Genomic DNA, 19,564 nt, shown 5'->3' on the forward strand with positions numbered 1-19,564 from the left:
CCGGCTTTGACGCGGCGGCTGCCCGCGCGCAGGCCGGCGCCGGCCAGCTGCGGCCGGCTGATTGCGCCACGCTGCGCTGAGGCGTTTGCGCGCGGCTCGGGTAAACTGTGGGTTCAGTTGCCGGCATAGCTCAGTTGGTAGAGCAACCGCCTTGTAAGCGGTAGGTCGTCCGTTCAAATCGGACTGTCGGCACCATTGAATGGAATCCCCGCCGCGGGAGCCCGCCGGGCCGTCGCGCGGACCTGCCGGAGCTGTTGCCGCATGAGCCGACGTTATCCCCCTGTTTCCCTCATCGGCGCGCCCACCGACGTCGGTGCCGGCCACCGCGGCGCCCGCCTGGGGCCGGAGGCGCTGCGCATCGCGGGGCTGGGCGAGGCGCTCGTGGCCCGTGGGGTCGACGTGGTGGACCGCGGCAACCTGGACGGCCCGCGCAACCCCTGGCAGAAGCCGGTGGAGGGCTATCGCCACCTGTCCGAAGTGGTGGAGTGGAACCGCCTGGTAATGGAGGCCGTGCTCGCCGAGCTGCGGCAAGACCGTCTGCCGATCATGCTCGGCGGCGACCACTGCCTGGGCCTGGGCTCGATCACTGCCGTCGCGCGCCATTGCCGCGAGACGGGCAAGCAGCTGCGCGTGCTGTGGCTGGACGCCCACGCCGACTTCAACACCAGCCAGGTGACCCCCTCGGGCAACATCCACGGCATGCCGGTGGCCTGCCTGTGCGGCATGGGTCCGCGTGAGCTCACCCACCTGGGTGGCGACGCCCCGGCCATCACCCCCGACGTGGTGCGCCAGATCGGCATCCGCTCGGTGGACGAAGGCGAGAAGCGCCTGGTCAAGGAATACGGCCTCGACGTCTACGACATGCGCTACATCGACGAGGTCGGCATGAAGCGGGCGATGGAGGAAGCGCTGGAAGGGGTGGACGAGAACACCCACCTGCACGTCAGCTTCGATGTCGACTTCCTCGACCCGAGCATTGCGCCGGGCGTGGGCACCACCGTGCCCGGCGGCCCCAACTACCGCGAGGCGCAGCTGGTGATGGAGATGATCGCCGACACCGGGCGCATGGCCTCGCTGGACATCGTCGAGCTCAATCCGATCATCGACAAGCGCAACCGCACCGGCAAGCTGGCCGTGGACCTGGTCGAAAGCCTGTTCGGCAAGTCGACCCTGATGCGCGACTGACCGCGAACGGCACGCGGCTCCGTGTGGCGACTTGCGTCGCAGTAACCGCGCGCGGGCTGCCGGGAGTGGGGCGCCGGTCCTGCCAGCGCGCGCGCCGCTGTGATAGCGTGCAGACCCGACATCCTCCCTGCCAGATACACCCGGAGAGCCCCATGAAGCGTTCCACCTTGCTGCTGCTGATCGCCCTGCTTGCGACCACCGGCCTCACCGCCTGCAACACCGTCAAGGGCTTCGGCCAGGACCTGCAGAAGGTCGGCGGGAAGATGGAAGAGAAGGCCGACAAGTAAGGCCTTGCGTCCAGGTGTTATCCCCCAAAGGGCCGGAGCGATCCGGCCCTTTCGCGTCTGACAGGGGGGCTTGCCAGTGCCCTGGCGGGGGAAGGCCCAGGGTGGGTGCAGCGCGACGCAAGCGTGAACAGGGCCTGATTGCGCCCAGGTTCCCCATACATGGGTTTCACATCCCGGCGCGTTAGATGCGGATACGGGCGGCGCGCCGTAGCGGCCACCCCAGCGCATGGCGCGACCCAATCAATGATCGAAGGAGATGACCCATGAAGCGTATTGTTGCCTTGATGCTGCTGGCCGCGTTCTCGACCAGCGTGCTCACCGCCTGCAACACCATGGAAGGCGTGGGCCAGGACGTGCAGAAGGTCGGCGAGAAGGTGGAAGACAAGGCCGGCGATTGCAAGGACGGCAAGTGCTGAGCCATTACTGATGCCGTCAACGCACAAGCGGAAGTGGAAGGGCCGGTTCTCTCCGGCCCTTCTGCTTTTTCCATCCTGTAGGGACATCAAGTCGCCGGAGTACGCAATGGCGCATCGACGACCGACGTGCTGCAGCCGGCATTCAGCGCTTGTGCATTGCGGGCCTGCTCATGCATCTGAACGCGATGCATTTCACTTGGTGCGAATGCCCGCGTAACGCCGCGGTGACCGGATGCGAATGCGCACATTGCGACCCTGTGCGTGCGGCACAGCAGAGCCGCATTTCCCCCAGCAGAAAGAGGAATCACGCAATGAACAAGGACATCATCGCCGGCAAGTGGACGCAGCTGAAGGGCAAGGCCCAGGCCAAGTGGGGCGACCTGACCGATGACGTATTCGATGTTCGTGAGGGCAACGCCGAATACCTCGCCGGGAAGTTGCAGGAGCAGTACGGCTGGGATCGCGACCGCGCGCAGCGTGAGGTCCGTGACTTCGAGAAGTCGCTGCACTGATCGCCATCAGGCAGTGGATCGGGGCCGCACTGTTGCGGGCTGGTCGACCACTGCGGGTGTTGGACACACGGGCCGGCGCTGCCGGCCCGTGTTTGTTGCCGGCGGAGTGGGCACAAGGGGTGGCGCTCTCCATGCGCCGATACGGCCCTCGTGCTCAGCGCTGATACGGCGGGTCGGCAACGAATCCCTGTGGAAACGCTCGCGGCGCATGCGGCGGCCGGCGGCCATCGCGTGGCAGGATGCCGCGCGCGACCAGCGCACTGCGATCGTCATAGCGCAGTTCCACCACCTGCTGTGGGCGCTGCGAGGCCCGCACGAAATCGGTGTGCGATACCGGTGACCATTCGCGCTCGCCGTGACCGGTGCCGATGCTCTGCGGCATGGCTTCGGCACTGGCGGCGTCGGCCTGCGCTGTGGCCGAGCGCTCCGACTTCAGTGCGCTGCCTGCGATCGGCGCGGGCGGGTACAGCGGACCAGGCAACGTCGCCGGCCGCGCTTCGGCAAACACCGCAATGCCGATCACGCCGACGTTGTCGGGCCGGCCCGTGCGCGCGGCGTAGCTGTCCGGCAGGTCGGTGAATACGAACTGCGCCACGTCATCCAGCGACTTGCGCCAGCCATTGACCTCGGCGCTCTGCCACGGGCCCAGCACGTAACCGGCCTGCGACGGGTGTGCGGTCTGGCCGGTCACCGCGTTGACGCCGTCCACCGACAGCACGACCAGCACGCGCTCGCTGCTGGTATTGCTCAGTCGCACGCTGTAACGGTGGCCCGGCGTGCCGGCGATCCAGTCCTGCCCACGGTGGCGAACGGGTGCCAGCCAATCGCCTTCGTCGCGGTCGATCACGCTGATCTCGACCCGGGGCCGGGCGGGGGCGGGCAGGGAGCAGGCGGCGAGCAGGGCCGCGGCCAGCAGCAGGATGGGGCGCAACATGGGCGTGTCTCCGCTTGGGGTACGTGCTGGAACGCCCGAACGTGCCCGGCGGGGTTGGCCCGCGCCGGGTAAAATGCGGGTTCGTTCACCCCACGGTTGCCTTCTGATGTCCCGTACCCGCGTCCTCACCGGCATCACCACCTCCGGAACGCCACACCTGGGCAATTACGCCGGTGCGATCCGTCCGGCCGTGGCCGCCAGCCGCGCTGCCGACGTGGAGAGCTTCTACTTCCTCGCCGACTACCACGCACTGATCAAGGTGCAGGACCCGGCACGCGTGCAGCGCTCCACGTTGGAAATCGCCGCGACGTGGCTGGCGTGCGGACTGGAGCCGGACAAGGTGTGGTTCTACCGCCAGAGCGACATCCCCGAGACCACCGAACTGATGTGGCTGCTGACCTGCGTGGCCGGCAAGGGCATCCTCAACCGCGCGCATGCCTACAAGGCGGCGGTGGACAAGAACCGCGAAGCGGGCGAGGACGATGACGCGGCGGTGACTGCGGGTTTGTTCATGTACCCGGTGCTGATGGCCGCCGACATCCTGCTGTTCAACGCGAACAAGGTGCCGGTGGGCCGCGACCAGATCCAGCACATCGAGATGGCGCGCGACTTCGGTCAGCGCTTCAACCACCTCTACGGCGAGGCGGTGGGGCGCGAGTACTTCGTGCTACCCGAGGTGCACATCGAGGAGCAGGTGGCCACGCTGCCTGGCCTGGACGGGCGCAAGATGAGCAAGAGCTACGACAACACCATCCCGCTGTTCGTGCCGCGCGAGCAACTGCGCAAGCTCATCGCCGGCATCGTCACCGACTCGCGGGCGCCGGGCGAACCCAAGGACGCGGCCGGCTCGCACCTGTTCCAGCTGTACCAGGCGTTCTCCACCGATGCCGAGGCCGCGGCGATGCGCCAAGCCTTCGCCGATGGCATTGGCTGGGGCGATGCCAAGCAGGCGCTGTTCGAGCGCATCGATGCCGAGATCGCACCGCAGCGCGAGAAGTACGAGGCGCTGATGGCGCGCCCGGCGGACATCGAGGACATCCTGCGCGATGGTGCGCGTCGCCTGCGCGTGCAGTACGCCACGCCGCTGATGGCGGAGCTGCGCGAGGCCGTGGGCCTGCGTAACCTCGCCGCGGTGCCGGTGACTGCGGCCAAGGCCGTGGAGAAAGCGTCGCTGCCGGTGATCAAGCAATACCGGGAGACTGACGGCCGCTTCTACTTCAAGCTGACCGAAGGCGACCGCGTGCTGCTGCAAAGCGTTGGCTTCGCCTCGCCGCGCGAGGCCGGGGAGCTGATCGGCGCGTTGAAGGCCGGCACGCTGTCGGTATCGGCGCTGGATGCGCAGGCCGCGCTGGGCGACGGCGTGGCCGTCGACGAGGCACAGGCCGCACTGGATGCCATCGTGCAGGCGGCGAAGGACAAGGAAGCCGCGAAGGCCTGACCGCTGCGACCAAAGCCGCATCGTGGCGCCACACCCGTCTGCCTAGACTGCGGTTGAACTGAAACCGAGAGGTCACCATGGGCGCAACGCACGGCATCCACACCATCGACACCGGATTCCAGCGGCCGCAGTTCGATGCCGCGTTCCTGATGGTGGAACAGGGCCGCGCAGCGTTCATCGATTGCGGCACCAACCACAGCGTGCCGGCGATGCTGGCCGCGTTGGCTGCGCAGGGCCTCGGGCCGGAAGCGGTGGACTGGTTGATTCTCACGCACGTGCACCTCGACCACGCCGGTGGCGCGGGCCAGCTGATGCAGCACCTGCCCAACGCGACGCTGGTGGTGCACCCGCGCGGCGCACCGCACATGATCGATCCGTCCCGGTTGGTGGCCGGGGCCGCCGCCGTATACGGCGAGGCGGAAATCACGCGCAGCTACGGCGCCATCCAGGCGGTGCCCGCAGAGCGTGTGCGGGAAGCGGCCGATGGCGCCGTCATCGACCTGGCGGGCCGCCCGCTGCTGTGCGTGGACACGCCCGGCCATGCGCGCCATCACTTCTGCGTGTGGGACGCGCGCAGCCACAGCTGGTTCACCGGCGACACGTTTGGATTGTCGTACCGCGAGCTGGACGTGGACGGCCGTCCGTTCGTGATTCCGACCACTTCGCCGGTGCAGTTCGATCCGGAGCCGTTGAAGGCGTCGATCCGCACCTTGCAGGCGCGTGCGCCGGAGGCGATGTACCTGACCCATTACGGCCGCGTCGGCGACGTGGCGCGGCTGGGCGCGGAGTTGGCGGAGCAGGTCGATGCGATGGTGGCGCTGGTACGCGAGGCCTGTGCCGCGGACGATGGCGACAACCTGCGGCACGCCCGGCTGGTCGACGGGTTAACCCGTTACTACATCCAGCGGGCGCGTGCGCATGGCGTGGCCGATGCAGCGGCCGTGGTGTCTGCGGTGCTGGGTATGGACATCGAACTGAACGCTCAGGGCTTGCTGGTTTGGCAGGCACGGAATGCCGCGGCGGCGATTGCCACCCCCCTCTGAGCGGCGCAGAATGCGATTGCCGCGCAATGCCGCGGCAGGGGCGGTGCCAGGACGAGCGCCGCCATCCCCATGCGCGGGCTCCCGCGGAGCCGCCCCGCGCCGGATGAGGGCCGTGTCATGCCCAGATACATCATCGAACGCGAATTCCCCGGTGCGGGCAAGCTCGGCGCCGCCGAATTGCAGGCGATCGCGCAGAAGTCCCGCGACGTACTCGACAACATGGGGCCGTCGATCCAGTGGCAGGAGTCGTACATCACCGACGACAAGATCTACTGCGTGTACATGGCCCAGGACGAGGCGGCGCTACGCAGTCATGGCGAGTTGGGCGGTTTTCCGGTGGATCGGGTGGCGCAGGTGCGTGCGGTGATCGATCCGACCACCGCCGAACCGCACTGAGCGTTGCTCAGGGCCAGTGGTTGGGCGGCTCGCGCCGTGTGTCCTCGCGCATTGGCACGACGCAGAACCGCTGGCCGGTCGGCGCTTCCATCACCCACCAGCGCTCGCGCACGAACGCGAGCTTCTTCGCGCCCAGTGCCTCCAGGCGCGTGGCTTCGGCGTTGACGTCGTCGGCCTCGATGTCCAGGTGCACGCGCGAGGCGTGCTCGACCTTCTGCACCTCCACGTGCAGGCCGCCGGGCGCGTCGCCGAACTCGGCGTAGAGGCCCAGTCCGCCCGAGTCCGGGTCGGCCACGCGCAGGCCCAGGGCCTGGCTCCAGAACGCGGCCGCGGTGTCGAGGTCCTTGGTCTGACAGTCGATGATGAAGCCGGCCAGGCGGCTGCGGTGGGCCATGGCGTTGTCCTCAGGGGCGTGGGCGCGCCATCGCCTGCGAACCTCGCAGGATCATGCGTACCATCTGGGTGAGCTGTTCGACCAGCTCCGCATCGCGTTCGCGCGGCAGGTCGAGGGCGGCGGTACCGATGGCGAACACCAGCCGGGTGATGGCCTTGGCCACCAGCGCCGGCTCGTGCAACGGCAGGTTGTCGGCGGCGGCCAGGCGCACCAGATCCACGCGCAGCTCTTCCTCGAAGAAGTCGAGCTGGCGGTCGACCGCGTGCTTGAACGCATCCGAGCCGGCAGTGCCTTCGCGCAGCAGCACGTGCAGCAAGCGATCGTCGGCGCGTACCTGCTCCATGAACGCGCCCACCGAACTGCGCACCACGCTGCGCCCGCTGCTGGCGCGCCGCCGCGCCTTGCCCACGATCTCGCGCAGCGACTGGCCGGCGAGGTCGATCAACGCCACGGCCAGTTCGTCCACGTCGCGGAAGTGGCGGTAGAAGCTGTTGGGCGCGATGCCGGCCTCGCGTGCCACTTCGCGCAGGCTCAGCGATGACACGCTGCGGTGCGGCCCGATCAGCCGCAGCGCGGCCGCAGTCAGGTCTTCCCGCGAGATCGTGGCCTTGCGCCCAATATGGAACTCGGTGGCGAGATCGGAGGGTAGGGTCACGGGGCGGGTCGCTGGGCTCGGAGCCCCATCATAGCCAAACGGTTAATATACACGTGTATATACATTTGTGTGTCCGCGTGTATAGTGACTCCCCATGAGTGCCGTTTCCCTCCCCCCCGCTCCGGCCCGGCCCGGTCGGCTCCGGCGGCTGGCCCGCACGTGGGTTTCCCCGGCCTTCATCGATTTCTGGGTGTCCCACGTGGCGCCGACGTGGTCGCTGGAGCGGCCGCTGGCCCGCATCGTGGGCCGCCGGCAGGAGTCGCATGACGCCGTGACGCTGCTGCTGGCGCCGAACCGCCACTGGCGGGGCTTCCAGCCAGGCCAGCACCTGAGCCTCGGCGCCGAGGTCGATGGCGCGCGGATCAGCCGCAGCTACAGCCTGTCGGACGTGCCACGCGCGGATGGAAGGCTGGCCGTCACCGTGCGCCACGTACCCGGCGGCAAGCTCAGCACCCACCTGTGCCACCACGCCCGGGTGGGCGACGTGCTGGAGCTGGGACTGGCATTCGGCGAGATGACGCTGCCGGCCGCACACGCGGCGCCGCTGTTGCTGCTCGCCGCGGGCAGCGGCATCACCCCGCTGATGGCGATGGTCCGCGCATTGGCGGCGCAGGGCATGCCGGGGCTACTGACGCTGGTGTACGCCGCGCGCACCCGCACCGACCTGTGCTTCGTTGATGAGCTGCGCCGCCTGGCGGCCGCGCATTCCAACTTCAACGTGCATTTCGCGTTGAGCCGCGAGTCCGCAAGCGCGGAGGATGAGTCCAGTGGCCGCATCGATGCGGCGTTGCTGGATGCCGTCGCACCCGGCTTGGCGCAGCGCAAGGTGTATGCGTGCGGCCCCGGTGGATTCGTCGCGCATACGCGCGAGTTGCTCGCGGCGCAGGTGCACTCCTTCCAGGCTGAAGCCTTCACCCCGCCGCCGCGCGTGGTGGACGACACCGGCGACGTGCAGGTCACGCTGGCCGGCAGCGGCCGCACGCTGACCGTGCCGCGCGGCATGCCGCTGCTGGATGCGCTGGAAGCGCAGGGCCTCAAGCCCGCGCACGGCTGCCGCATGGGCATCTGCAACACCTGCGCCTGCGGCAAGCGCAGCGGTACCACCCGCGACCTGCACACCGGCGACGCCATCGCCGAGCCGGTGTCCGCGTTGAAGCTGTGCGTGCACAGTGCCGCCAGTGACCTCGTCATCGATCTTTGAGTCAGTACCGCATGTCCCGCAAAACCCTCAATCGCGCCTTGGGCGTCGCCGAACTGGAACGCTTTGGCGCAGAACTCGATGCCTTGCGAGCCCGCATCCTTGCCTCGTTGGGCCAGCGCGACGCCCGTTACATCCGCCGCGTGGTGAAGGCGGTGCGCTACACCGGACTGGCCGGACGAGGCCTGTTGTTCCTGGGCGCGGTGGCGCTGGCGTTCGACACGCCGGCCCTGATGTGGGGCGCGTGGATCGGCGGCGTGCTGCTGCTGGCCCTGTCCAAGATCCTCGAGAACATGGAGCTGGGCCACAACGTCATCCATGGCCAGTACGACTGGATGCGCGACCCGCACCTCAATGGCCAGAGTTACGAGTGGGACATCGCCGGTACCAGTGACAACTGGCGCAAGTCGCACAATTTCCGCCACCACACCTACACCAACGTGCGTGGCATGGACGATGACATCGGCTACGGCCTGCTGCGCATCTTCCCCGAGCAGCGCTGGCGCCCGTACTACCTGCTGCAGCCGCTGGTGGCGATGGGGCTGGCGCTGATGTTCCAGTGGGGCGTGGCGATCCAGGAGCTGAAGCTGGACCGCTGGATGTTCGGCCGCACCACCACGCGCGCGATGTGGCGCAAGTTCCGCCCGGTGGGACGCAAGTGGGTGCGCCAGCTGGGCAAGGACTACGTGGTGTTCCCGGCGTTGGCGGGGCCGTTCTTCCTGCCGGTGCTGCTGGGCAACCTCGTGGCCAACGGCTTGCGCAACCTGTGGACCTTCACGGTGATCTTCTGCGGCCACTTCACCACCCACGCCGAGACGTTCCCGCAGAACGTGGTGAAGAACGAGTCACGCGGGCACTGGTACCTGCGACAGCTGCGTGGCTCGTCCAATCTGAGTGGCGGGCGCTGGCTGCACGTGCTGACCGGCAACCTCAGCCACCAGATCGAACACCACTTCTTCCCCGACGTGCCGGCCAACCGCTACGCGGAGATGGCGGTTGAAGTGCGGCGCATCTGCGCGCGCTACGGCCAGCACTACAACACCGGCTCGATGGTGCGGCAGTTCGGCCAGGTGGTGTGGCGCATCCTGCGCCATGCCTTGCCTAGCCGGCCCCGGAGGCTGCAGCCCGCGACGATGTCGGCGGGCTGAGATAAGTCCAGACTCGCCGGGCCAAGGGCCCGGACCGTCCAGAAAGAAGGGCGGCGCCGCCCTTTTTCTTGCTGCGATGACGGCGCCAGTGCGTGCCGTTCGTCGTGGCTGCTTACTGCGGCAGCGCCATGTCGTCCAGCAACGCCTTGAGGAAGCGCGCGGCCTCGCCGCCGGTGCAGGCGCGGTGGTCGAAGGTCAGCGAGATCGGCATGCGGCGGTGCACTTCGATGCCGCCGATCACCGCGACCACGTCGTGCGACAGCTTGCCCGCGCCAACGATGGCCACGCACGGCGGCACCACCACCGGGGTGGCGTAGCGCCCGGCGAACATGCCGAAGTTGGACAGCGAGATGGTGTAGCCACTGAGCTCGCTGGCCGGCAGGCTGCGTGCCTCGACCTGCGAGCGCAGGCGGTTGATGCCCTCGCGGATGCCGCGCGCGTCGAGCATGTCGGCATTGCGCAGTGCGGGCACGAACAGGCCGTCATCGGTGTCCACGGCGATGCCGATGTCCACGTTGGGATGCATGGTGCGGCTGAGGTTGTCGCCGTCGAACCAGGCGTTGAGCGCCGGTACCGTCTTGCATGCGGTGACGATGGCGCGCACCAGGCGTGCGGTGATGTCCTGCTTGCCCAGCCAGGCGTGCAGGTCGGCATCGTCGCACAGGGTGGTGGGCACCACCTTGGCGTGCGCGTCGGCCATCACGCGCGCCATGTTGCGGCGCACGCCCTTGAGCTGTTCCGGCTGGCCGCTGGCGGCCACGCCCGGCGGCTGGGTGCGCATGGGCTTGCCGGACTGGGACAGCGTGCTGCGCACCGTGTTGTGCGCCACCTCGCTCCGGGTTTCCGGCGGCAGCGCGCGGAAAGCCGGTGACGTCTCCAGCACCTCGCGCACGGCAGGACGCACGCCGGGCTTGGCGCTGCCGTCGGCGGCGGCACGCTTCACGTCATCCATGGTCACCACGCCATCGGCGCCGGTGGCGCGCACGCGGGCAATGTCCACGCCCAGCTTGCGCGCCGTCGCGCGCACCGCAGGCATCGCCTTGACCCCGCCCACCGCGACCGCCTGCTCGCTGCGCACCGCATCGGAGCTCTGCATCGCACCAACCACGGTGCCGGCGTCGTCGCGTTTTGCCGGCGCCTCGGCACCCGCGCTGATCGCGCCGCCATCGTCGGAGGCGACCACCTTGTCGCCATCGCTGGGGGCGTGGCTGCCCACGCCATGGCTCGGGCCATGGTGGTGGCCGGTGTCCTGGCCTTCGGCGCGCTGCGGCAGCGACGGGTCGATCTCGAATTCGGCCAGCATCGTGCCGGTCACGATCACGTCACCGGGGCCACCGGCCAGGCGCAGTACCTTGCCCGACACCGGCGACGGCACGTCGACCACCGCCTTGGCGGTTTCCATCGACACCAGGTTCTCGTCCAGGCGGACGACATCGCCTACCTTCACGTACCACTCGACAACGGTGGCGTCGGGCAGGCCTTCGCCCAGGTCGGGGAGCAGGAACGTCTTCTTCTCACTCATGCTGGATCCTCGTGGGACGCCGTGGCGTCCTCGGTGTGTTCGGGGTGGGGCGCACGTATCAAGGCCGCGCGCCCGACGCTGCAGGCGTGCTCAGCCGGCCGCCAGCGTGCGCTTGGCCGCAGTCACGATCCGCTCCACGCTGGGCAGGTACTTCATTTCCAGGCGGAACAGCGGGATGTGGGTGTCGTAGCCGGTGACGCGCTCGACCGGCGCGAGCAGGTCGTACATCGACTCCTCGGCCAGGCGCGCGGCGATCTCGGCGCCGAAGCCGGCGGTCTTGGGCGCCTCGTGCACGATCACGCAGCGGCCCGTGCGGCTCACCGACTCGGCGATGGTGTCGAAGTCCAGCGGGCGCAGCGTGGCCACGTCGATGACTTCTGCGCTGATGCCCTCGGCAGCCAGCTTGTCGGCGGCTTCAAGGCACTCCTTGACCTGCGCGCCCCAGGTGACCAGGGTGACGTCGGTGCCGTCGCGCAGCACGTAGCACACGTCCAGCGGCAGCGCCTCGCCGTCATCCGGCACGATTTCCTTGTACGCGCGGTAGATTCGCTTGGGCTCGAAGTAGATCACCGGGTCCGGGTCGCGGATCGCGGCCAGCAGCAGGCCGTAGGCGCGCTGCGGCGACGACGGCATCACCACGCGCAAACCGGGCACGTTGGTGAAGATTGCCTCGTTGGCCTCGCTGTGATGCTCGGGCGCGCGGATGCCACCGCCCCACGGCACGCGCAGCACCATCGGGCAGGTCAGGCGGCCGCGCGTACGGTAGCGCAGGCGGGCGGCGTGGCAGACGATGTGGTCGACCATCGGGTACATGAAGCCGTCGAACTGCGCCTCGGCCACCGGGCGCATGCCCTGGCTGGCCAGGCCGACGGTGAGGCCGGCAATGGTGGTTTCGTCCAGCGGTGTGTCCAGCACGCGGCCACTGCCGAACTGTGCATGCAGTCCGGCGGTGGCGCGGAACACGCCGCCGTTGACGCCCACGTCCTCGCCCAGGACCAGCACGCGGTCGTCGTTGCGCATCTCGTACGCAAGCGCCTGGGTGACGGCTTCGATCAGGGTGATGGCGGCGGGGGCGTTGGCTTTGCTGTCGATCTGGGTCATGGTCTCGGCCTTGTTCACGCGCGGCCCTCCAGGGCGAGCGCGGCCGCGCGCTGCTTGCGCACGTCCTCGGGCATGTCGGCGTACAGGTAGTCGAACATCGCCTCCACCGGCTGCACCGGGGTGTTGAGGTAGGCGTTGATTTCCTCGTCCACGCGCTTGCCGCACTCTTCGATCCACGCCGCCTCTTCGGCCTCGTTCCATGCGCCCTTGGCGGTGAGGTACGTGCGCAGGCGGGTCATCGGGTCACGGGTCCAGGCGTCCTTGACCTCCTGCTCGCCGCGGTAACGGCGCGCGTCGTCGGCGGTGGTGTGGTCGTGCAGGCGGTAGGTCATGAACTCGATGACGCTGCCGCCTTCGCCGCTGCGCGCGCGTTCGCTGGCGCGGCGCATGCCTTCCAGTACGGCGATCAGGTCGTTGCCGTCCACCTGCAGGCAGTGCAGGCCGCCGGCCAGGCCCTTCTGCGCCAGCGTCGTGGCGCCGGTCTGCGCCGAGCGAGGCACCGAGATCGCCCAGCCGTTGTTGACCACGCACAGCACCAGCGGCAGCGAATAAGCGCCGGCCGAGTTCACCGCCGCGTAGAAGTCGGTCTTGGAGGAGCCGCCGTCACCGCATACGGCCACGGCCATGTTCTTCTCACCGCGCAGCTTGAACTTCAGCGCCGCGCCAGCCGAATACAGCATCTGCGTGGAGATCGGCACGCACCACGGATAGTCCTGCTTGGGCCCGGAGAAATCGTTGCCGCGTTCATCGCCGCCCCAGTACAGCAGCACCTCGCGCGGCTTCACCCCGCGCATGAACTGCGCGCCGTACTCGCGGTAGCTGGGAGCAAAGGTGTCGTCGGGCTGCATCGATGCGCCGATGCCCACGTGGGTGGCCTCGTGGCCCAGGCAGGCGGCATAGGTGCCGAGCTTGCCGGTGCGCTGCAGGGCGATGGCCTTCGTGTCGAAGGTGCGCACGAACAGCATCTGCTTGAACAGCGGCAGCAGCGCGTTCGGGTCGGCGAGGTCGGCGGGCGGCTCGGCGACGAGGGTGCCATCGGGCCCCAGGTATTGCAGGTACTCGATCTCGTATCGCGCGGCGATCGTCATCGCGGGGACTTCCTCGGCTGGATCAACGGTTGGATCAACCCGACCATGATAGGCGCGCGGCCTTAAAGTCCCGTTGCGCGCTGCGGCATGACAAAACGAAAAAAGCGCGGCATGTGCCGCGCTTCCTTCGTCCCGGGCCATTGGCTGGCCGGTGGCGACGTCAGGGTACGCCCACGATGCGGTTGGCGTACTGGGTCGTATTGTTGCCTGCGTCAGCCTCCGGCGTGCCGGTGGTCACGCTTGCATGTAACCGCAGGAAGCCGGTGCTGTCCGGGCGCGCGGGCACCCGCAGGTGCGCGGTGATCCGGCTGGTGCCGTGGGCCGCCAGCGCGCCGGCCAGGCGGCATTGCGCGTCGAACCGCATCTCGTCGCCGGTCACGAGGCAGGTCCAGCCCGTCGGTGCATCCAGCGCCACGTTCGCCGCCGGGGCGTCGCCGTACAGGCTCAGCGTCGGCTGCCAGGCGGCGTCCGGGCCTGCGTTGGCCACCTCGATCGCGAACGGCACCACGTCGTCGTAGTGCAGCTTCTTCGGCATGCGCTTGGTGTTGCCGTCGTCGATGGCAACAGCCAGGTTGGCAAGGGCGTCCACCGCGACGGATGCTTCCGTCTGGTTGTCGGCATTGGCCGGATCGGTGATCTGCGAGCGGACCGCCGTGACCAGGCGCAACGATTGGCCACCCAGCGCGTCCAGCGCCGTCACGCGCACCGCGAAGGAAGCCTCGCCGTCCACCACCAGCGCGGCCGTGATGCAGCTGACGCTGGTGGTCCCAGCCTGGGTCACCGGGGCGTCGCACGTCCAGCCGGCGGCCGGCGCGACAACGGGCACCGCACCGCCTTCCACCGCGAACGCCACCGCTGCGAACTCGGCCGCCCCCGGCCCGGCGTTGCGCACCCGCACGTCGAACTGCGCGTCGTCGCCGACGTGCACGCGCGGTGCGGCGGCGGACGCGATAACCGACAGGTCCGCACTGCGGAAGGCCGGCACGCTGATTGCCACGCGCACCGGGTCATGGTCCGACACGCGCAGCGGCAGGCTGGCGTCGCCGAAGTGGTGCACGCCGAAGTCGGCGTTGATGCGCGCATGGTCCACGCGCAGGTCGCGGGCGCCCAGCAGCAGCGCCTCGTTCACCAGCACATGGTCAAGGGTCTGGGCGTTGCCTTCGTAGACATACGAGTAGCGTGCACCGGGATCGGCAATCAGCTGCGAGCCGTCGACCAGCAGCGTGGTGAGCGGGCTGGCCACGTGGTCGATGACCTGGTCCTCGGCCGCGGGTTCGCCCTTGATCACGCCGAGCACGTCGACGTAGCCATCGTTGAACTCGAAGGCATTGAAGTCGCCGACCAGCACGATGTTGCGCGTGGGCTCCGACGCCTGCATCGACTGCACCAGCCCGGCGAGGTAGGTGGCCTGGGCGCCGCGCTTGGCGCGCACGCGGGCACCGCCGGTGCTCCAGCCGTTGCTGCCCGGCGCGGTATCGTCGATGTCGTTGAGCGAGCGCAGGTGGTTGTTGATCACCGTGACGTCATAGGTGGCGCCGTTGTCCTGCTGCACGCGGGCACGCAGCGCCAGCGGCGGCCGGTCATTGAGCAGGCTGGTGGTGCCATCGGGATTGGCCAGCGTGGTGTCCTTGCCGGACTGGCTCACCGATTCCACCGTCACGCGCGGCTGGCCGGCGACCAGGCGCTGGCTGACCAGAAAGCCGACGTTGATGCCGCCCACGTCGTTGCCCTGCTCCAGCAGTGGTACGTAGGCCGGCGCACGCGCACACCCGCTGTTAATGCGCTCGGCCAGCAGGCCCAGCACGCGCAGGTTTTCCACTTCCACCACGCCCAGGATGTCCGGCGCCTTCAGGTAGTCGCAGATCGCGCTGGCGGTCTTGGTCAGGCGCTTGTCCAGCGCGTCCGCGTTCAGCGTCGGTGCGCCGTTGTTGTCGGCGATCTCGTCGAAGAAGCGCAGCAGGTTGAAACCGGCCACGGTGACCGCGTCGTAATCGGCGTCATTGACCGCCTCCGGCAGGCGACCGCCGATCACAGTCGGCGCCGGCGTGGCCGCAGTCGGCGGATCGGGCAGCAGCGCCCACGTGCCGGAGTTGTAATCCAGCACGCCCACCAGCCCGGTGACTTCCGCGCCCACGTCCACCGCCAGCAGCGTCGCGCCCGCCTGGCCGCGACTGCGGATCATCAGGCGCTCGGGGTTGGTGTCAAAGCGCGGTGGGTTCTTGCCAGCCGGAATCGGAATGACGTCCAGTGCCCCCAGGCCGGGCTCGCGGAACGGCCGCGCCACGTCCGGCAAGGTCACATGGAAGACGCCGTTGCTGGTGGACGTGGCGGTGCGTTCGGTGATGGTGCCGTCCGCGGCCCCGACCACGACCGCCCGCGTCACGCTGACACGCATGCCTTCCAGGCGTTCCAGCGTGCCCGGCAGTGCCTGGGCGCCCAGTTCGTCGACGGTCAGCGGCACCGCGGCCGGCAGTGCCGCGCCGCTGGCCAGCAACTCCACTTCCGGTGCGGTGATCTCGGTGACGCTGAGCTGGTTGGGATTGGACGGCGTGTATTCCTCCACCTTGCCGGTCACGCGCACGCGGTTGCCCACGCGTACCGTGGACGGTGGCGCGCTCTGGGTGAACACGAACACCGCCTCGGACGTGGCGGCATCGCCATCGTCGTTGGCGGCCTGCAGGAAGAAGCCGTTGTTGAAGCGGATCGCGGTGACCACGCCTTCGGTGACCACCCGCTTGCCCACATGGGGAGAGGTCACGCCAGCGCCCTGGATCTGCGCGATGGTCAACGGGATCGCCGGGTCAGGCGGTGGCGGCGGCGTGCTGCCGCTGTTGCGCGGATTGGGTGTGCCGACAAGGAAATCCGCAGCGTTGTCGCCGGTATTGGTGGCGCCATCGTTCTTGCGCAGCGCTGCGGTGGTGTTCGACAGCGTGCCGGTAGGCGCGGCGCCCTTGAAGCAGTTGGCCGAACTGCCGAAGCCGACGAAGTCCTCAAGGTTCGCGTCCGCCAGCGGGCAGGCGCCGCTGAGCGCGGTGGAGGTGCGCACCAGCGCCACCTTGCCCGACGAGGAGGACATGGCGATGTTGCCGCTTGCATCGGGCGTGGGCAACGCCGTGGTGCCACCCGCGCCGGCGGCCTGCTGGATGAGGTAGTACCCGCCGGCCGCGATGGTGCCCGACAGCGCGGTGCGGCTGCCCCAGGACGTGCCCGCGGAGGACGTGTACTGCACGCTCCAACCGGTCAGGCTCACGGGGGCGCTGCCGAGGTTGCGCAGCTCGATGAAGTCATTGCGGTAGGTGGCGCCGGTGTTGCCGCCGCCGCCATAGACCTGGCTGATCACCACTTGGGCCTGCGCGTGTCCGGCGCAGGCGAGCACGGCAAGCGACAGCACCACGGCCGCGGCGCGGCCGATTCGGTTGTGCATGGTTTTCCCCTATTGACGGCCGACGGCCGGAGCGCGTCGGGCATGGTGGCGCGGACAGCCTGCCCATACGGTATGGCAGGGAGATGACGAACGCATGTCGCGCTGCGCCATCGCCGGTGGGCTGGAGTACCCTGTTGGGCTACCCCGAGGCGTACCGATGACCGTCGACAAGAACCAACGCGAGCTGGAAACCGGTATCCACACCGACCTGTCCGGGCGGATGACCTACGGCGGCTACCTGCACCTGGACCGATTGCTGTCGGCCCAGGCGCCCCTGTCCAACCCGCCGCACCACGACGAGATGCTCTTCATCATCCAGCACCAGACCTCGGAGCTGTGGATGAAGCTGATGATCCACGAGTTGCGCGCGGCCATTGCCCACCTCGGCCGCGATGAAGTGTGGCAGACCCGCAAGGTGCTGGCGCGCTGCAAGCAGGTCATGCGCCAGCTGACCGAGCAGTGGTCGGTGCTGGAGACGCTGACGCCGTCGGAGTACATGGGCTTTCGCGACATCCTCGGGCCGTCGTCGGGGTTCCAGTCGCTGCAGTACCGCACCATCGAGTTCCTGATGGGCAACAAGAACGCGGACATGCTCAAGGTGTTCGCGCACGACGCCGACCTGCAGGCCGGGCTGGCCGATGTGCTCAACGCCCCCAGCCTGTACGAACACTTCCTGCATTACCTGTCGCGCTTCGGCCACGCCATCCCGGCGCACCACCTGCAGCGCGACTGGAGCCAGCCGCACGCGGCCGATCCGGCGTTGCGCCCGGTGTTCGAGCGCATCTACGAAGACACCGACACCTACTGGCGCGAGTACGCGCTGTGCGAGGACCTGGTGGACCTGGAAAGCCAGTTCCAGCTGTGGCGCTTCCGCCACATGCGCACGGTGATGCGCATCATCGGCTTCAAGCGCGGCACCGGCGGGTCCAGCGGCGTGGGCTTCCTCAAGCAGGCGCTGGAGCTGACGTTCTTCCCCGAGCTGTTCGAGGTGCGGACCTCGATCGGGCCGCAGGGGGGCTACGGCGGCGCGCCCGGCTGACGCCGCGCGTGGCCGAGCCCAGGGCGGGTCGCGGCGCCTTGCACGAGGCGTTTGCCAGGGGATCATCGGGGCGCTTCGGCCGCCTATGGTGCGTCGCAGCAATGCGCCGCCGGTTTGACGTGGCCACCGGCAGCCGGTAAACCTCCCGGGTCCCGTGCCGGTTGCACGGGGTGCAACTTCTTTTTTCGAACCACACAGGGGACCCCGCATGAGCGGAGCCGCAGTACCTAGCCAGGGCAACGAAGCGCCCATTCCCGAGTTCCAGCAGATCCTGGGGCATCCCAAGCCCCTGTGGATGCTGTTCATGTCGGAGTTCTGGGAGCGCTTTGCGTTCTACGGCATCCGCTGGGCACTCGTGCTCTACATCGTCGCCCAGTTCCACGGCGGCGACCCCTCCGGCCAGGCGCCGGCCAACCTGACCTACGGCTCCTACCTGGCGCTGGTCTACGCGGGTGCGATCTTCGGCGGCTACGTGGCCGACCGGGTCATCGGCTACCAGCGCTCGATCCTGTTGGGTGCGGTGTTCATGGCCGCGGGCCTGTTCATGATCTCGCTGCCCAACCAGCAGATCTTCAACTTCGGCCTGGCCACGATTGTCGTGGGCAACGGCATGTTCAAGCCGAACATCTCCACGATGGTCGGCAAGCTCTACTCGACCGGTGACGAGCGCCGCGACTCGGGCTTCACCATCTTCTACATGGGCATCAATGCCGGTGCGTTCATCGCGCCGATCCTGACCCAGCTGCTGGCGCAGAAGGTGTTTGGTACCGATGCCATGCCGGCGTACCAGATCGTGTTCATCGCCTCGGGCATCGGCATGCTGATCAGCCTGGTGTGGTTCTGGTTCGGTCGCCGCCAGTTGCAGGGCATCGGCCGTCCGCCGGAAGAGGCGCCTGGCAAGCACCGCGTGGCCTACGTCGCCCTCGGTGCGCTGGCCGCAATCCCGTTGGTGTACACGCTGCTGGCGATGGGTTCGGCCAAGTTGCAGGTGATCCTGACCGCGCTGTTCATCGGCCTGGCCGGCATGCTGCTGGTCGAAGGCTTCCGCAACGGCGCCGTGGCCCGCGACAAGGTCATCGCGATGCTGCTGATCTTCGCGTTCAACATCCTGTTCTGGATGTTCTTCGAACAGGCCGGCAGTTCGTTCACCTTCCTCGCCGACCAGATCGTGGACCGCAACCTCAACGGCTGGGAGTTCCCGACCGCGTGGTTCCAGTCGGTCAACTCGGTGGCCATCATCACCCTGGCCCCGGTCATTGCCTGGATCTGGGTGAAGCTGGGCAAGGCCAATCCGTCGATTCCGCGCAAGTTCGGCCTGGGCCTGATCTTCAACGGCCTGGCGTTCCTGCTGCTGATGTTCGCGCTGTCCAGCCTGCTGGACCCGGCCACCAACAAGATCCCGTTCTGGACCCTGTTCGCCGTGTACTGGATCCAGTCCGTAGGCGAGCTGTGCCTGTCGCCGATCGGCCTGTCGATGGTGACCAAGCTGGCCCCGGTGCGCCTGGTCGGCCTGGGCATGGGCGGCTGGTTCCTGTCCACCGGCATCGGCAACAACCTGTCGGGCATCTTCGCCGGCCACGTGAGTGGCGAGGGCGGCATGACCACCGCCTCCGCGTTGGGCGGTTACACCTTCGGCTTCTGGGCCCTGGTGGGCGCGGGCGTGGTGCTGTTCCTGGTGGCGCCGCTGATCCAGCGTCTGATGCACGGCGTGAAGTAAGCCTCCAAGGCGGCCCGCCGAATGCGGGCCGCAACTCCCGGCGTTGCCAGTCAGCACGCGGGAAATG

Annotated in this window: 18 protein-coding genes and 1 tRNA gene; 12 read left to right on the forward strand and 7 right to left on the reverse strand. The window is 68.5% G+C overall.

Translation table 11 applies throughout. The annotated features are described in order from the left end of the window. Window positions 1-119: 119 nt before the first annotated feature. From N800_RS05640 to N800_RS05655, 5 genes are all read left to right on the forward strand, one after another. Window positions 120-195: transfer RNA gene (locus N800_RS05640), tRNA-Thr, on the forward strand. Window positions 196-261: 66 nt separating this feature from the next. Beyond that, complete coding sequence (rocF, locus tag N800_RS05645) at window positions 262-1,185, forward strand: arginase (protein ID WP_036135781.1); 924 nt, start codon at window positions 262-264, stop codon at window positions 1,183-1,185. 152 nt (window positions 1,186-1,337) lie between these two features. Further along, the gene (locus tag N800_RS15590) at window positions 1,338-1,472 is read left to right on the forward strand and encodes an entericidin A/B family lipoprotein (RefSeq protein WP_084087257.1); all 135 of its coding nucleotides are present in this window, start codon (window positions 1,338-1,340) and stop codon (window positions 1,470-1,472) included. A gap of 263 nt (window positions 1,473-1,735) precedes the next feature. Then, window positions 1,736-1,888: an entericidin A/B family lipoprotein gene (locus N800_RS05650; RefSeq protein ID WP_036135783.1), complete on the forward strand. Its 153-nt coding sequence runs from the start codon at window positions 1,736-1,738 to the stop codon at window positions 1,886-1,888. 311 nt (window positions 1,889-2,199) lie between these two features. Beyond that, complete coding sequence (locus N800_RS05655) at window positions 2,200-2,400, forward strand: CsbD family protein (protein WP_036135785.1); 201 nt, start codon at window positions 2,200-2,202, stop codon at window positions 2,398-2,400. 154 nt (window positions 2,401-2,554) lie between these two features. Here N800_RS05655 and N800_RS05660 read toward each other — a convergent pair whose 3' ends face one another. Further along, window positions 2,555-3,334: a hypothetical protein gene (locus N800_RS05660; RefSeq protein ID WP_036135787.1), complete on the reverse strand. Its 780-nt coding sequence runs from the start codon at window positions 3,332-3,334 to the stop codon at window positions 2,555-2,557. Window positions 3,335-3,440: 106 nt separating this feature from the next. Here N800_RS05660 and N800_RS05665 point away from each other — a divergent pair, with 106 nt between their 5' ends. From N800_RS05665 to N800_RS05675, 3 genes are all read left to right on the forward strand, one after another. Continuing rightward, on the forward strand, window positions 3,441-4,772 hold the full coding sequence (locus N800_RS05665; RefSeq protein WP_036135788.1) for a tryptophan--tRNA ligase: 1,332 nt from the start codon (window positions 3,441-3,443) through the stop codon (window positions 4,770-4,772). Window positions 4,773-4,849: 77 nt separating this feature from the next. After that, window positions 4,850-5,815, forward strand: a complete 966-nt coding sequence (locus N800_RS05670) for an MBL fold metallo-hydrolase (RefSeq protein ID WP_036135789.1) — start codon at window positions 4,850-4,852, stop codon at window positions 5,813-5,815. A 117-nt stretch (window positions 5,816-5,932) separates the two neighbouring features. Then, a complete protein-coding gene (locus tag N800_RS05675) occupies window positions 5,933-6,211 on the forward strand; it encodes a DUF4242 domain-containing protein (RefSeq protein ID WP_036135792.1) in 279 nt (92 codons plus the stop codon). A 7-nt stretch (window positions 6,212-6,218) separates the two neighbouring features. Here N800_RS05675 and N800_RS05680 read toward each other — a convergent pair whose 3' ends face one another. After that, a complete protein-coding gene (locus N800_RS05680) occupies window positions 6,219-6,605 on the reverse strand; it encodes a VOC family protein (RefSeq protein WP_036135795.1) in 387 nt (128 codons plus the stop codon). Between the two features lie 10 nt (window positions 6,606-6,615). Further along, window positions 6,616-7,260, reverse strand: a complete 645-nt coding sequence (gene fabR, locus N800_RS05685) for an HTH-type transcriptional repressor FabR (protein ID WP_036135798.1) — start codon at window positions 7,258-7,260, stop codon at window positions 6,616-6,618. 94 nt (window positions 7,261-7,354) lie between these two features. Here fabR and N800_RS05690 point away from each other — a divergent pair, with 94 nt between their 5' ends. Together N800_RS05690 and N800_RS05695 are read left to right on the forward strand one after the other, a co-directional pair. Continuing rightward, window positions 7,355-8,461: a ferredoxin reductase gene (locus tag N800_RS05690; protein ID WP_036135801.1), complete on the forward strand. Its 1,107-nt coding sequence runs from the start codon at window positions 7,355-7,357 to the stop codon at window positions 8,459-8,461. 11 nt (window positions 8,462-8,472) lie between these two features. Further along, on the forward strand, window positions 8,473-9,606 hold the full coding sequence (locus N800_RS05695; RefSeq protein WP_036135804.1) for a fatty acid desaturase family protein: 1,134 nt from the start codon (window positions 8,473-8,475) through the stop codon (window positions 9,604-9,606). Window positions 9,607-9,718: 112 nt separating this feature from the next. Here N800_RS05695 and N800_RS05700 read toward each other — a convergent pair whose 3' ends face one another. From N800_RS05700 to N800_RS16260, 4 genes are all read right to left on the reverse strand, one after another. Then, window positions 9,719-11,128: a dihydrolipoamide acetyltransferase family protein gene (locus N800_RS05700; RefSeq protein ID WP_036135808.1), complete on the reverse strand. Its 1,410-nt coding sequence runs from the start codon at window positions 11,126-11,128 to the stop codon at window positions 9,719-9,721. A gap of 90 nt (window positions 11,129-11,218) precedes the next feature. Beyond that, window positions 11,219-12,229, reverse strand: a complete 1,011-nt coding sequence (locus N800_RS05705) for an alpha-ketoacid dehydrogenase subunit beta (protein WP_036136003.1) — start codon at window positions 12,227-12,229, stop codon at window positions 11,219-11,221. A 14-nt stretch (window positions 12,230-12,243) separates the two neighbouring features. After that, window positions 12,244-13,317 (reverse strand): pyruvate dehydrogenase (acetyl-transferring) E1 component subunit alpha, encoded by a 1,074-nt coding sequence (gene pdhA / locus N800_RS05710; RefSeq protein WP_036135809.1) that lies wholly within the window; start codon window positions 13,315-13,317, stop codon window positions 12,244-12,246. Window positions 13,318-13,477: 160 nt separating this feature from the next. Beyond that, a complete protein-coding gene (locus N800_RS16260) occupies window positions 13,478-16,741 on the reverse strand; it encodes a lamin tail domain-containing protein (RefSeq protein ID WP_036135810.1) in 3,264 nt (1,087 codons plus the stop codon). Window positions 16,742-16,898: 157 nt separating this feature from the next. On the opposite strand from N800_RS16260, the gene N800_RS05720 reads away from it, so the two are divergent. Further along, window positions 16,899-17,780 (forward strand): tryptophan 2,3-dioxygenase, encoded by an 882-nt coding sequence (locus N800_RS05720; protein ID WP_036135812.1) that lies wholly within the window; start codon window positions 16,899-16,901, stop codon window positions 17,778-17,780. Window positions 17,781-17,988: 208 nt separating this feature from the next. Beyond that, window positions 17,989-19,497 carry a peptide MFS transporter gene (locus N800_RS05725; protein WP_036135815.1) on the forward strand — a complete coding sequence of 503 codons (1,509 nt, stop codon included), beginning with the start codon at window positions 17,989-17,991 and terminating at the stop codon, window positions 19,495-19,497. The last annotated feature ends 67 nt before the right edge of the window (window positions 19,498-19,564 follow it).

The sequence above is a fragment of the Lysobacter daejeonensis GH1-9 genome (assembly GCF_000768355.1).
GTDB classification, from domain to species: Bacteria; Pseudomonadota; Gammaproteobacteria; order Xanthomonadales; family Xanthomonadaceae; genus Aerolutibacter; species Aerolutibacter daejeonensis.